Below are 12,762 nucleotides of genomic sequence, written 5' to 3' on the forward strand. Positions count from 1 at the left end.
CGCGCCCGCAGGCGTGACTCACCTGAGGCGGCTGACGTCGACCGTGCCCGCACCCAGCACCGGGACCGGGATTGCCGCCCACAGCACGACCCCGGTGAAAACCAGCGCCACCAGTGCCGCCGGTCCGCGCCGACCGCGTGCCCAGCCCGAGCGGAACCGTACCGGATCCTCGATCAGCCGTGCTGTCGCCGCAGCGGCCGCAAGCGACACCACGATCGCGACAGCCGCGCCGCCCCACCTGCCGAGCGGGGAGAGCCGGGGCAACAGCAGCAGGTACACCGGCCAGTGCCACAGATACAGGCTGTACGACAGGGTGCCCAGGCGGCGCGGGAGCCGGCTGCCCGCCACCCGGGCCGCGAGGGTGCGCGGCACTTCCACCAGGAGAACGATCAGCACGGCCGAGGCCAAGGAGTGCAGGAAGAGTCCGCCGTGGAAGAGAAGCGGCTCCTTCTCACCATCGGTGACCCCCCACGCGGCGGCGAGCGCGCACGCCAGCACCAGGCACGCCATGTCAGCGGCGCGGCGCGGCACCCGGCGCGCGATACCGCGCACGGGCTCGGTCGCCACCAGCGCCCCGAGCAGCAGTGCGGCAGCACGCGTGTCGGTCCCCTCGTAGGCCCGGGTGGTGTCCACAGCGGTGCCGAGGGAGGAGGTCAGAGCCAGGGCGACCAAGGCTCCCGAACCGGCGAGCAGCGCCACGACCCGCTCGCCGTACGGACTCCGTGCCGCCACGGCCACCACGAGTGGCCAGGCCAGATAGAACTGCCACTCCACACCGATGCTCCACAGGTGGGCGAAGACACGGGTGTCGGAGGCGTTCCAGTAGCCGATCTGGTCAGTGATGTAGTGCCAGTTGAGCACCTGGGCCCCGACCCACGGCGCATCGTCGAGCGCGAACCGCAACTGTGCCAAGGTGCCCCAGGCCCAGGTCGCGAGCAGGGTCACGGCCACCACGCAGGCCAGGGCGGGCAGCAGGCGGCGAGCACGACGGCCCCAGAACGCGATCAGGTTGATGCGGCCGCGCTCTCCCTCACCGAGCAGCAGCCCGGTGATCAGAAACCCGGACAGCACGAAGAACAGGTCGACGCCGAGGAAGCCGCCGCGGACGAACCCGGCATGGAAGAGCAGTACGGCCGCGACCGCGAATCCGCGCAGGCCGTCCAGGGCGGCAATGTGCACACGACGCTCGCTCATGAAACGCGCCGCTCCCTCAACTGTCGCACTTGAGCTTGCCGTACCGGTCGTCGCCGGTCCACGAGCCGTTCGCCCATGCGTCGACGGACGCGGGCGCGAAACCCTCGCGCTTACCGAGCTGTTTGGTGAACCAGGAGGCGAACTCGGCTGCTCCCTGCTGGCAGTTGTGGATCCCGTCCGAAGACCGCTGGGCCTTGGCGGCGGAGGCGTCGGTGCCCCACAGGTGTGAGGCGTCCAGGAACACGGCCGATCCGCCGCTGTTGCTGGCGACCCCTTTAGCGAACTCTTTGGCGACCTCTTTGGCGACCCGGGGAGCGGTACGCATCTGCGGCGCGTACTTCTTGTAGAAACCGTCGGTCTTCACGGGCGGAGCCGGAACGAACACCGCCTTGGCCCCGGCGGCCACAGCCGACTTGACGAACTTGTCGTATGCGGCGCGTTGCTGACTCTCGCTCCCCCAGTCGTACGTGGTGATCTGATAGGCGACCAAGGTGGGCCGGAACGAGTCGATGTTCTCGGTCAGTTGTTTCCACGTCTCGGCAGCGATCATCTTCGTGATCTTCTCGCTGCCGGCGACAACCGTCCCCCCGCCGTCCGACGACATGTCCTTGAACGCCACACCGCTTGCGGTCAGGGCCGCCCGCAGGGCAGGGGCTTCGGTGCCCGCAATGGAATCGCCCACCCACAGCACTTTCGTACCGGTACTTGCCGCTCTGCTCGGCGTCCGATGTGCGCCCTCCGCCCGGGGGCTGGAGTCCGCTCCACCACAACCGACCAGGGTGGTCGCGAGGGCAGCCACTGCGGCGCTTGCCGCCAGTGCGGCCGGCGCGGTCGAGGTGTTACGGGAGGGACGGCCGGGCGTGGGCCGATGCGGCCAACTGGGCTTGCGCTTGCTGTTCATGAGCCCAGCAGACCAGCCGGGAGACCGCCCGCAGCTCGCCGTCATCGTCTGCTCATAATGCGGGCAACAAACGCTCATGCACGAGCACGAGCACGAGCACGACCGCGAACGCGGACAGCCCCTCGGTGGATCTCCGACTCCTCCTGCACACACCCACCCGCCCCACCGCACGCGCAGCGTCGAACAACGGACTTCCACTCGTCCGTCAGCCGCCCCCTGGGACCGGACCGCACCGTGGTAGTGCCGGGGCTTGTCGCATGCCCCCCGCGTCTGATTGGGTTCAGCGCGTTTCATATGCGAAGGAGACGCAGGGCGGAAAGGAACAGGCAGCGTGCATCCGACGGCGCAACACAGGACCCAAGAACCGCTACCCCACGGACTCGCGCGAGCGATACGGGAGACGGCCGGTGACATTGCAACCCTGCTGCGCGGCGTCGACGACACCAGCGTTGCCGTACCCGACTCGCAGTGGACCCTCGGCGAGGCAGCCGCCCACCTGGCCCAGGCCAACGAGCTGATGGCCGACGTGGCAGCCGGGCGTGAACGCCCCTATGGAGACGGCACGCCGCAGAGTCTGGCGGCCGCCAACGCGCAAGCGCTCGCCACTTTCGAGGAGCGCAGGGCGCAGCCTCTGACGTCGATGATCCAAGAACAGGCCGACGCATTCCTCGACGCCGTTCATCGAGGAGCGAGCGACGAGAACGCCGCCCACCCGCCACTCGTCACGCCACTGGGTTCCATGAACCGGCACGTGTTCGCGTCCTACCTGCTGACCCACATGCTGGGCCACGGCTACGACCTCGCTCGCGCCCTCAAACGCCCCCACATGATCGACCGCGAACGGGTCGAACTGTGCATGCCGTTCTTCCTCTCGGTCATGCCGCGCGTCGCCGACCCGACCGCCATCGCCGATCTGGCCGCCCGCTACACCATTCGCCTCAGGGGCGGCCCGGCGTTCGGCGTCAGCCTCGCCGACCGGGCAGTGGTGGTGACCCCCACCCCGCTGGAACGCGCCGACTGCACCATCCTGCTGGAACCCGTCACCTTCCTCCTCATCGCGCTCGGCCGTCGCAACCCATGGCGGGCCATGGCACAGGGACACATCCTCGCCTGGGGCCGCAAGCCCTGGCTCGCACCCCGCTTCCCGACCCTGTTCACGGCGCCCTGACCCAAGATCCCGTGCCCAGCTGGTCCACCGATGCCGACCGGCAGCCCTTCCGCCCAGGGTGCCCGTGTGTCCTTGGCCAAGGGAAACGGAGTGCGTTGGGTCGGTGAGCAGGGCAGCATGGCGGGGTGGCTGATCTGCTGTGGGATGACGTGAGTTCCTTCTTCGACCCGGACCTGACGGCGTCGCTGCCGGACGTGAGCATTCCGGACGCATCCGGCAACAGCGGGCCTGGGCCCGGTCCACATGGAGACCAGTCTCCCTCGGTCCGCCACCCGACCGGCCAGGCACCGCAACCGTACTTAGGTTGCCACGCTGGCAAAGGGCGACCGGCCGCCGGCCCGCGAGCGGCGGCACAGGCGACCTCTATATGGACCGGGACCATCACCCCGTCCGGCAACTCGCCCAAGCGCGAGGTGAGAGACGAGATGCTCTGCTGATCTGCGGGCGGCGTGGGGAGCGACGCCTTTTGATGTCCGGCTTCCCTTCTATCGCTTGATGCGTCCGCGGATGGCGAGTGCGGCGAGACCGAGCAGGACGGGTTCGGTCAGACGGGAGATCATTTCAGTGTAGGTGCCGGCCGTGGTGAGATTTTGGTCGGATGAGCGGAAGATGACCGAGTTGACCACCACCCGCAATCCCTTTTCGAAACGTCCGCTGGAAAGGCGCTCGTGCAGAGCGTTGGTGGGGTTGATCGGGTCGGGCGGGTCGGTGGGCAGCCGTATCTGCTGGCCGGTCACACTGCCGACGGCCTGCGGCCTCCAGCCATCGGCCGGAAGGCCCCAGAGCATCATCGTAAGCAGCGTGCCGATCATCGCGAGCAGCAGCCACACCAGGGCGCGGGTAGCGCGCAATCCGTACCCGGACAGCGCCCAATACGCGGCAAGGAGAGTCCGTTCGGCACGCGGCCGGTGGTGATCATGGCGGCGCATCTCCATCTCGCCGTAGTAGAAGTCTGCCGCGTCCGGCTCGTTCTTGCTGTCCTCGAATGCCTTGCGCAGGGCCCGGTAAACCGGCGCAAGTTGCGCGGGACTTACATGTTCCAAATGCCCGGTGCCGTTGATGTTCTGCTGCCAGCCTGGAACCGCGGCCGGCCAGCAGGAGCGCCAATGGTGTTCCTCGGCGAGGGTTCGACGCTGGGTGAAGCGCAGAGGGCGCAGCCGCCGCCAGTGTGTGCCGCACGGTACGGCAGCGAAGGTGCAGTTCCCTTCCAGACGGATCTGGTCGAGGTGAACCGCCCCGGTGAACAGGCAGCGCGTCAGGTCGATGCCGGCGAGCACGAGATGGGCGGCGTCTACCCCGCGCAGCGACATGACGCGCACACCGGGGCCGGTGGTGTCGGCGAGGCAGTCTTCCAAGACGATGGAGCCGCGATCACCGCGGGAGTGAGGGAAGGGTGCTTGCGCGGCCGCGATGGTCAGGGGGTATTCGAAAACAGCGTGCGCGAAGTCGACGTCCGTATGACGCAGGCGCAGCGTGGCGGTCGATGCCCAGCCTGTCCGATAGCACTCCAGGCGCCTGGCCGCGACGGAGAGCGTCACCGGGCTACGGAACGTCGCCCCCGACAGACAGACCGTCTTCCTGCAGACCAGCGGCCCCACCTCTCCAGCTTGCTCGAACCTCGCCGCACCGAAGTCGACGTTTTCTGTGAAGCCCGTCGCCTCGAACCAGGCGTTGCCGGTGAAGGTTGCCGAGTCGAACCAGGCGTCGCCGGTGAAGGTGGCCGACTCGAACGACGCGTTGCCGGCGAAAGCGGTCTTGTGAAACCGGGCGTCGCCGGTGAAGGTGGCTGATCCGAAATCGGCGTTGCCGGCGAAGGTGGTCGACCCGAACTGGGCAGTCCCGATGCAAGTGACCGCGGGGAACCAGGCGTCCCTGGTGAAAGTAGCGCCGGTGAACCGGGCACCGCCGTTGAAGGCGGCCGCCCGGAACTGGGCGTCGGCAAAGGTGGCTGAGACGAACACAGCTGCGTCAGTGAAGTCAGCCAAGAGGAACACGGCTTGGTCGGTGAAGACGGCTGAGTGGAACTGCGCGATATCGGCGAAGGCGGCCGATTCGAATACGGCAACGCCGGTGAACGTGACCGAGTCGAACTGTGCCTCTCGGCGGAAGGTGGCCTCGTTGAACCAGCAACCGCCGGTGAAGGTGGCAGCGGAAAACCTCGCAGTGGCGTTGAAATTGGCCGAGGCGAAATCGACGCTGCCGGCGAAGGCAGCCGAGGCGAAATCGGCGGTCCCGGTGAAGGTGGACGACTCGAAGCGGGCGTCGCCGAAACGGGCGTGACCCGTGCTGGGATCCTTGAGAGCGTTGAGAAGTTGGTCAAGCAGATGGTCGGTGAATCGCGTGCCCCGGTAGTCGATGGCGGCGCCCGCGCTCAGGCTCGCCAGGTGACCAACCCGGTCAACGTCAGGCAGGTGTGCCAGGCAGGCAGAGTGCGGGTCGACGGAGCGTCCGATACAACCCGCACGCTCCCCGCCGGTGACACCGTCACCGCAGCACGGCCACTCCGGGACGACAGGAGCTGGAGTAAACAGCATGAAGTGAGTACACCCTTTGCCTACCGATCACTGCCAGGGGCTAAGCAAAAGGTGCAGCGTCCATCACAGTGGCGGAGCTACCGGCGGGCCCCAGGGCTGTCTATGCCGTGAACGACCGGTAGGAATCGTGAACATGATCGGGTCAGTGATGCTGAGTACCGGGACCCGGCTCGTGGCAACACCGCAGCTATGGGCCGCCCCCCCCCATGCCGTCGCACTGACACTGATAACGTTCCTCAACACCGCCGTCGCCCGGGCCCCCCAAACCGCCCTCCCCGCACTGTCCCAATTCGCCGCATAACGCGACACCTGCCGGCTCGCTTCCCACCGATGCGGAGGCCGTCCTCTACGACACCGGGCGCGATGCGGCCGATCAGCTGCACGATGCCGACTCTAGCCACGTTCACCTGCTGCCCGGTGCACCGCACAACGCATCGAGCAGGCGGTGCGGTATCTGCACACCACTCGTTACGGCAACCGCCGCAGCAACCACGCGACGAGCCCCCGGCAAGATCAAGCCCCGGCTGCCTTCGTTAGCAGACGCGGCCCGTGCCTCGCACCCGTCGCAAAACCCCTTTGCCCGGACTAACGCCGTGGCTCGAAGCTGAGGTCATGCTCGGATTCGTCAGGACCGACAACGAAGCCCTCGTCGCATACCTGGGCGACCCTCAGCGCACCGTTGCGGCCTACCGTGTACTGCTACGGCGCGGGCCGGCCGCGCTGAGCGCCATTCGCGCCGGCCTGCGACAGGAGAATCCCTCCATCCGCGAGGGATGCTGCCGCCTGCTCGACCACCTGGCCGACACCGACTCGGTGAGCGACCTCATCACCATGACCGACGACCCCGACGCCCGCGTCAGAATCGCCGCGTTCCACGCGCTGGCCTGCGACCGGTGCGAGGGCGACACCTGTGCACCGGGCCCGGACCTGGTCCTCGAACCTTCTCTGCACCACCTGGCCTTTGACCCCGACCCGCACGTCCGCGCCATGGCCGCCGAACTCGTCGGCAAGTTCGCCCACTCGGAGGCACGCGCCCTGGCCACCCTCAGGACATGCCACGCCGACGACCCGAGCCCCGCCGTACGCAAGAAGGCGGGCTGGTACATACCGGGCGGAGCCATCTACGAACGAACCATCCTGACTACGGCCCGACCTCGAGCAGCTCCTTGAAGGAATCACCGAGAGCCTCACCGACACGACGCCCGAAACGGCTGCCGGCTTAGACGTGGTGAGATCGATGGGCCCTGCGGGCCCGTACTGAGCGCGGCAGAGCGGGGGTTCAGCTCAGTCCGTGAGTTCGAATCGGTCGGCGATCTGCTCGATGAGCCGCAGATGCTCCTCCCAGGTCGCGCTCCCCATGCCGAGCACAAATGCTGCGTTTCCGCGCACAGTGAAGTACTCCCGGGTCTGGTAGATGACCGTTCCCTTGCTGTCGCGGCGGGTGACGAAATCCAGCGCCACCCCCGGTTGCCCGGCGAACCGGGCCTCAGTACGTGTGAAGGCGTCGTAGCCGTGGGCTTCGAGTTTCTCCTGGGCGATGTCCGCCACCTGCGCAGCGGTCTTTCCGTTGGCAGGCACCTTGAAGACGATCAGGTTTCGGCCGGGCCCCCCGGTGGCCCGCAGGATCTCCGGACCGTTGGCCGGGACGGGAGGCAGCGCCTCCCAACCGAGCGGTACGTGCAGGACAGCTCCGTAGGGGACGATCGGGATTGCTTGCCAGGTGGCATTGCTGAGATCGGACATGCGGTGGCCTTCCAGGCTCGGCGTTGCGCGGTCGCCAGTGGGGATACCGGCAATCGGCCACAGTGCGAACCTCGCACTGCGTGCCCGGCTCGGTATCCGTAACAACGGCAACCAGACGGGCATCGATCCCCGGGAGATCACCACCGTGAGCAGTCACCAGGCCGAACCGGACGCCGTCGAGCGGGAACGCCTTGTGGCGATGCACGGCCGTCTCGTCGAACGCGAGGTCGCTCGCTATCGCACGTGGCATATCGACCGGGCGGACCTGCGACAGGCCGGCATCCTCGGGCTGCTGATTGCCGCATGCCGCTTCGATCCCGATCGGGCAGTGCCCTTCGGGGCATATGCGCACACCTGGGTATGCAAGGAAATCCAGCGGGCCATCGCCCGCCAGGAGTTCCCTGCCGTCGTGCCCACCGACCTCGTCGGTCGAACCGTCGCTGTGCGACGGGCGCTCGACGAGAACGCTGACAGCCTGAACCTGGCGGCTGCCGCGCTGGGCATCTCACCAACGACAGTCGCCGCACTCCATCGGCAACTGCGCGCCGCACCCGTCGAAGACGATGACGAACTGCCCGCACCTGGCTATACCCTGACCGACCCCCAACACACCGCTATTGCAAGGGACTTCACCAGCACGGTCCGCACGGCCCTGACCCGCATCGACCCGCGCGAAGCCGAGGCGCTGATTCTGCGCTACGGCCTCGACGACCTGCCGGAAAGGTCCTTCCGGCAGATCGGCCGCCACCTGGGCATCTCCGGCCACACCGCTAAGAAACTCGTCGAACGCGCCCAGGTCGAACTACGTCGCCTCATCGACTGACGCCGCATCCATGCCGTCCAACCACGGCCGGGCACTCAAAAACTCTCCAAACTGCATCTTTACAAGTCGACAGCCCCTTGTGAAGCACGCATTACCCCAGCAAGGCCGCTGCTACGCTTTACGCCATGGCACGTAAAGACTTCGGGCAGTACTGCGGACTCGCCCGAGCCCTCGAGCTGGTCGGCGAGAGGTGGGCACTGCTGATTGTTCGCGAGCTGTTGGCCCGGCCGAGCCGTTACACCGACCTGCTCGAGGACCTGCCTGGCATCCCGACGAATGTGCTCTCCACTCGACTCAAGGAGCTCGAGCAGGTCGGCATCGTCGAGCGCAAGGTCGCTCCGGCGCCGCAGCGGGGTGTGCTGTACACGCTCAGTGAGGAGGGCCGAGCACTGCAGTCAGCCGTGTTGACCCTGGCGATGTGGGGAAATGACCGGCTCGGTGAGCAGCGAGCCGACGAATTCGTGCCTCCCTCGTCGATCGCCATGGCGTTCCGTGCCACGTTCAACGCCGAGGCAGCGCACGGCCTTTCTGCCGCCTGGGAGATCCACATCGCGGGCGTGGTGCTGTACATCGTCATCACCGAAGGGCAGTTGACCACCGGGATCGGCCCGGCACCACGTGACCCGGATCTCGTCATCACGATCCGATCCGCCCGGCTGCCGGCGTTCCAGGCGATCTTGACGGCCATCGCGAGCGGAGAGGCCGAGACGAGCGGCCGAGAAGAGCTGTTGGACACGTTCTTCGAGGTCTTCGCTCCCGCCGAGCTACGTGACAGCCTCAACCGCTGAGCCGAACCAGCCGACACCCACACGGGCTTGCCGTACCTGATCACCGGTCTAGCACGCCGCGTCGCGGTAACTGCTGTCCGTGAAGCGGTAGTTGAGTGTCAGTCGCTGTCAGTGGGCCCTGGCATGATCCCGGTCATGACTACTTCGATCGTGGAAAAGCTCGTTCTCGGAGCGGCCGAGAGGCATGGCGTCCCCGAGCCGGTCGCACACGAGATGCTCACCAGCTCCCGACCGTGCGTCCACCTGATCCCCTTCGAGGACATGACTTCCGCCCAGCAAGAAGCGGCCCGCCCTGCCGCGCGCACGGGAGGTCTCCCCTGCCTGCCGGATGGCATCGACTGGCCCGAGGGGCGCGAACCTCTGGTGCTGACCGTCCACTGTGCGGCACTCCCCCGCGAAGCGCTGGACATCGAACTGCCGCCCGACGGGGACCTGTTGTTTTTCGTCGAGATCGAGTACGAGCCGGAGTCGTCGACTGTGCTCCACGTTTCGGCCGGCGCGCGGACCACGGAACGCTCGGCGACGTACGAACTCGACGGCGAGCCTGAGCAGGCCAGGGTCTACGAACCGGCCGTTCTGTATCCGGTGCCTGGACTGACCGTCGCGCCCGACTGGCGCGACGCCCCGGCGACCCGCGCGTTCCTGGACGGCAGCGCGGAGCGATACGGCATCTTGGACGCCTTCGAGGACGCCGTGCGGGACGCGGCAGCGGGCGGTGCCTCACAAGGAGTCTCCGTCCAGCTGGGGGGTTTCTCCAGCGCCTGGCAGTCGGCTCCGGACGAGGGCGACCTGGTTCTTCTGGCACAGATACACGGCCAGTCGATCGATATCGACGTCTACACGCAGACCCTGATCGTCGGCACCCGCAAGGACATCGCAGAGCGCCGGTACCACGCCCTGCAGTTCGAACAGCAGGTCTGACACCCACCCCAGCTACCAGTTTGCGCACCACAGCCCTGGCCGGGCGAGCGTCCGCGAAGGACTGTGCCGCCTGGCCGGCCGGAGGCGCAGCCCGAAGCGTCGGTGTGCGTTCGCCAGCCTGCACAAACACATCGATCCGGATGCCTGCGCACAGGGTCCGGCCAAGTCGAGGTCGGCGTACACCAGATGGTGATCTGAATGCGCCGTGGGGCGCACGCCCTGCCCTAGGGACACAACACCTCGCAGGAATACGTAGTCGAACCTGCTGTGCCAGTCGGTGCTCGGCTCGCAGAGGTGAGCGGTCGACGGACGGCAGCGCGGGTCGGCGTCCTCGGCCAGCTTCCACAGGGCCTTGAGTTCGGGGGCGTCCGGTACGGCGTTGAAGTCACCGATGACGATCGCGTGGTCGTGCTCGGCGACTGCTGCCGCCAGGACGCGGGCCTGGTCCGCCCGGACCGTCTCCTGGCGCCGTTCGGCGAAGTGGGTGTTGAAGACCCGGACCGACCGGCCGCCCACCTCAGTGGTGACCGCCAGGTAGCCGCGGTCCTCGGAGCCGCCGTCGGGGTATTCGACGGTGGCGCGGTCCGTCATCGGTGCCGCCGAGAGGATCGCTTGGCCGTAGGCCCCGGGCTTCCAAGGGACGCCCCCGCAGCGCCCCCAGTTGCGCAGCACCGGCCCGTAGGCGACGTGGTACACCAGCCCGTAGAGGCCCTTCAGGTACTTCCGGATCCTCTCGACGTCACCCGCGCACGCCTCTTGCACACCGATGACCTGGGGCGCGTACGCGGCGATCTCCGCTGCCTGATCGACGTTGCTCGCCCCGCACGGGTTGCACAGGTTCCATGTCATGACCCGGTTCGGCACCACCTCGCGGGCCAGACCGGCAGGCAGTGACCTGGCGAAGGGCGCCCATCCTGGCGCGCCGAATCCGGTGAGCATCATGCACGCCACGATCACGACGCACGCCACCAACCGCCCATCACGTCCCAGCACATCGCCCCCTCGCCGGTTCCTGAAATGAACCTCGCCCGCTCGCTGACGTCGCAGCCTCAGACCTGCCTGGCAGCGGGCCTGAGACCGTCCATCAGGAGGTTCAGCAAGCGACTGGCCTTGGCTTCGTGCTGGGGCCGGGGGGCCACGGTGAAGATGCCGATGAGGGAGGCCGCGATGTCCTCGGCGGTGATGTCGGAGCGGAGGTCGCCCGCTGCCTGGCCGGCGTTGAGGATCGTGGTGATGGCCGTCAGTAGCTCCGCTCGGGTCTGCGCATGGGCGATCTCACCCGACTCGACCATGGCGACCAGCGTGTCGAGCATGCCGTTCTTGGTCGCGATCCAGTCCCCGAACAGGTCCATCCAGTGCCGCATCGCCTCAGCCGGGGGCATGCGGTCGAGCAGCTCCCGGGCGCCGGCCGTCAGCCGTACGACCTGGTCGCGGTAGACCGCATCGACCAGCGACTCGCGGGTCGGGAAGTGCCGGTAGAGCGTGGCGATGCCGACCCCGGCCTCGCGGGCGATCGCACGCATCGACGGCTCGTTGTCGGCGGACGCGAACACGCGGGTCGCCACCGCGAGCAGTTGGTCGCGGTTACGGGTCGCGTCCGCGCGTGGCGTGCGCATAGCTGCCTCAGTCAAAACGGATCACGCTCCGGTTATGCTACGGTCATTCATGTAAACGGAGCATAGTCCGTTTGCCTACGTTCCCTCGGTTCCAAGGAGACAGACGCACATGCTGGAGCAGAACGGTCAACCGTCGGTGGGCGCGAGCCGGGCAGTCCGGCTCGATGCATTCGGCGGTCCCGAAGTTCTGAACGTCCGCGAGGTTCCCGCACCGCAGGCAGGCCCGGAGCAGATCCGCGTGCGGGTCACCGCGGCCGGTCTGAACCCGATGGACTGGATCATGACCGCCGACGCGGACACCGCCGCCCGGTTCGGCCTGAGCCTCCCGGTGGGGTTCGGGACCGACTACGCGGGAGTGGTCGACCAGGTCGGTGACGGAGTAACCGGCTTCGCACCCGGCGACCGCGTGTTCGGGAGCGCGCTGTCCCGCGCGGTCGCCGACTTCGTGGTGATCGACCCGGCCGGGGGGCTGGCGGCCAACGAAGCCCATCACATCCCCGACGGCGTCGACGATCGCACCGCCGCGACCCTCACGATCGCAGGTCGCACGGCATCCGCCGCCCTCGCCGTGGTCGCCCTCGGCCCGGGCGACACCGTGCTGATCGGCGGCGCGGCGGGCGGGGTGGGGGTGTTCGCCGTGCAGCTGGCCCGCATCGCGGGAGCGCGCGTGATCGGGACGGGATCGGCGACCTCATTCGATTTCCTGCGCGGCCTCGGAGCCGAGCCAGTCGTCTACGGCGATGGTCTGGCCGACCGGGTCCGGGCCCTTGCTCCCGACGGTGTCACCGCCGCCCTCGACCTGCACGGAGTGGAGACAGCGCACGCAGCACGGGAACTCGGCGTCCCGGACGGCCGCATCTGCACCATCGCCGCCCAGGTCGACGGCGTATCGGCGGCCACCGGCGCGAACGCGACTCCGAGCGACCTGGAAGAGATCGCCCGCCTGGTCGCGGCGGGTCAACTGCAGGTGCCCATCGCGGAGAGTTTCCCGATCGAGCAGATCCGCCAGGCGACCGAGCTTCAGGCCGGTCGGCATGTGCACGGAAAGATCGTCATCGACCTCTGAGGTTGCAC

Annotated in this window: 12 protein-coding genes; 6 read left to right on the top strand and 6 right to left on the bottom strand. The window is 67.8% G+C overall.

The features are described from left to right. Positions 1-18: 18 nt before the first annotated feature. Positions 19-1,194: an acyltransferase family protein gene (locus JYK17_RS25650; protein ID WP_181362630.1), complete on the bottom strand. Its 1,176-nt coding sequence runs from the start codon at positions 1,192-1,194 to the stop codon at positions 19-21. Positions 1,195-1,210: 16 nt separating this feature from the next. Further along, on the bottom strand, positions 1,211-2,095 hold the full coding sequence (locus JYK17_RS25655; RefSeq protein ID WP_261996145.1) for an SGNH/GDSL hydrolase family protein: 885 nt from the start codon (positions 2,093-2,095) through the stop codon (positions 1,211-1,213). A gap of 331 nt (positions 2,096-2,426) precedes the next feature. On the opposite strand from JYK17_RS25655, the gene JYK17_RS25660 reads away from it, so the two are divergent. Further along, complete coding sequence (locus JYK17_RS25660; RefSeq protein ID WP_222811266.1) at positions 2,427-3,263, top strand: maleylpyruvate isomerase family mycothiol-dependent enzyme; 837 nt, start codon at positions 2,427-2,429, stop codon at positions 3,261-3,263. Between the two features lie 485 nt (positions 3,264-3,748). Here JYK17_RS25660 and JYK17_RS25665 read toward each other — a convergent pair whose 3' ends face one another. Next, on the bottom strand, positions 3,749-5,797 hold the full coding sequence (locus JYK17_RS25665; RefSeq protein WP_108015207.1) for a pentapeptide repeat-containing protein: 2,049 nt from the start codon (positions 5,795-5,797) through the stop codon (positions 3,749-3,751). 612 nt (positions 5,798-6,409) lie between these two features. On the opposite strand from JYK17_RS25665, the gene JYK17_RS25670 reads away from it, so the two are divergent. After that, positions 6,410-6,967, top strand: coding sequence for a HEAT repeat domain-containing protein (locus tag JYK17_RS25670; protein WP_128800837.1), 558 nt, complete (start codon positions 6,410-6,412; stop codon positions 6,965-6,967). Positions 6,968-7,081: 114 nt separating this feature from the next. Here JYK17_RS25670 and JYK17_RS25675 read toward each other — a convergent pair whose 3' ends face one another. Continuing rightward, the gene (locus tag JYK17_RS25675; protein ID WP_222811267.1) at positions 7,082-7,540 is read right to left on the bottom strand and encodes a hypothetical protein; all 459 of its coding nucleotides are present in this window, start codon (positions 7,538-7,540) and stop codon (positions 7,082-7,084) included. Positions 7,541-7,577: 37 nt separating this feature from the next. Between JYK17_RS25675 and JYK17_RS25680 the strand changes: the two genes are divergently transcribed. The 3 genes from JYK17_RS25680 (at position 7,578) to JYK17_RS25690 (ending at position 10,072) form a co-directional block, all read left to right on the top strand. After that, complete coding sequence (locus JYK17_RS25680) at positions 7,578-8,363, top strand: sigma-70 family RNA polymerase sigma factor (protein ID WP_222811268.1); 786 nt, start codon at positions 7,578-7,580, stop codon at positions 8,361-8,363. Between the two features lie 125 nt (positions 8,364-8,488). Beyond that, positions 8,489-9,151, top strand: a complete 663-nt coding sequence (locus tag JYK17_RS25685; RefSeq protein ID WP_128800840.1) for a winged helix-turn-helix transcriptional regulator — start codon at positions 8,489-8,491, stop codon at positions 9,149-9,151. A gap of 135 nt (positions 9,152-9,286) precedes the next feature. Next, positions 9,287-10,072 carry a DUF1963 domain-containing protein gene (locus tag JYK17_RS25690; protein ID WP_234548379.1) on the top strand — a complete coding sequence of 262 codons (786 nt, stop codon included), beginning with the start codon at positions 9,287-9,289 and terminating at the stop codon, positions 10,070-10,072. 12 nt (positions 10,073-10,084) lie between these two features. Here JYK17_RS25690 and JYK17_RS25695 read toward each other — a convergent pair whose 3' ends face one another. Both JYK17_RS25695 and JYK17_RS25700 read right to left on the bottom strand, forming a co-directional pair. Beyond that, entirely contained in the window at positions 10,085-11,014 is a 930-nt protein-coding gene (locus JYK17_RS25695) for an endonuclease/exonuclease/phosphatase family protein (RefSeq protein WP_222811269.1), read from the bottom strand. A gap of 107 nt (positions 11,015-11,121) precedes the next feature. Further along, positions 11,122-11,688, bottom strand: coding sequence for a TetR/AcrR family transcriptional regulator (locus tag JYK17_RS25700; protein WP_222811270.1), 567 nt, complete (start codon positions 11,686-11,688; stop codon positions 11,122-11,124). Between the two features lie 109 nt (positions 11,689-11,797). Here JYK17_RS25700 and JYK17_RS25705 point away from each other — a divergent pair, with 109 nt between their 5' ends. Beyond that, positions 11,798-12,754, top strand: a complete 957-nt coding sequence (locus tag JYK17_RS25705; protein WP_222811271.1) for an NADP-dependent oxidoreductase — start codon at positions 11,798-11,800, stop codon at positions 12,752-12,754. Positions 12,755-12,762: the final 8 nt, after the last annotated feature.

This window comes from Streptomyces plumbidurans, assembly GCF_019857225.1.
In the GTDB taxonomy this organism is placed as follows: domain Bacteria; phylum Actinomycetota; class Actinomycetes; order Streptomycetales; family Streptomycetaceae; genus Streptomyces; species Streptomyces plumbidurans.

Excerpts from the sequence above, each read along its gene's own strand:
- JYK17_RS25650 (WP_181362630.1), bottom strand. The coding sequence starts at position 1,194 with ATGAGCGAGCGTCGTGTGCACATTGCCGCCCTGGACGGCCTGCGCGGA.
- JYK17_RS25655 (WP_261996145.1), bottom strand. The coding sequence starts at position 2,095 with ATGAACAGCAAGCGCAAGCCCAGTTGGCCGCATCGGCCCACGCCCGGC.
- JYK17_RS25665 (WP_108015207.1), bottom strand. The coding sequence starts at position 5,797 with ATGCTGTTTACTCCAGCTCCTGTCGTCCCGGAGTGGCCGTGCTGCGGT.
- JYK17_RS25670 (WP_128800837.1), top strand. The coding sequence starts at position 6,410 with ATGCTCGGATTCGTCAGGACCGACAACGAAGCCCTCGTCGCATACCTG.
- JYK17_RS25675 (WP_222811267.1), bottom strand. The coding sequence starts at position 7,540 with ATGTCCGATCTCAGCAATGCCACCTGGCAAGCAATCCCGATCGTCCCC.
- JYK17_RS25685 (WP_128800840.1), top strand. The coding sequence starts at position 8,489 with ATGGCACGTAAAGACTTCGGGCAGTACTGCGGACTCGCCCGAGCCCTC.
- JYK17_RS25690 (WP_234548379.1), top strand. The coding sequence starts at position 9,287 with ATGACTACTTCGATCGTGGAAAAGCTCGTTCTCGGAGCGGCCGAGAGG.
- JYK17_RS25695 (WP_222811269.1), bottom strand. The coding sequence starts at position 11,014 with ATGATGCTCACCGGATTCGGCGCGCCAGGATGGGCGCCCTTCGCCAGG.
- JYK17_RS25700 (WP_222811270.1), bottom strand. The coding sequence starts at position 11,688 with ATGCGCACGCCACGCGCGGACGCGACCCGTAACCGCGACCAACTGCTC.
- JYK17_RS25705 (WP_222811271.1), top strand. The coding sequence starts at position 11,798 with ATGCTGGAGCAGAACGGTCAACCGTCGGTGGGCGCGAGCCGGGCAGTC.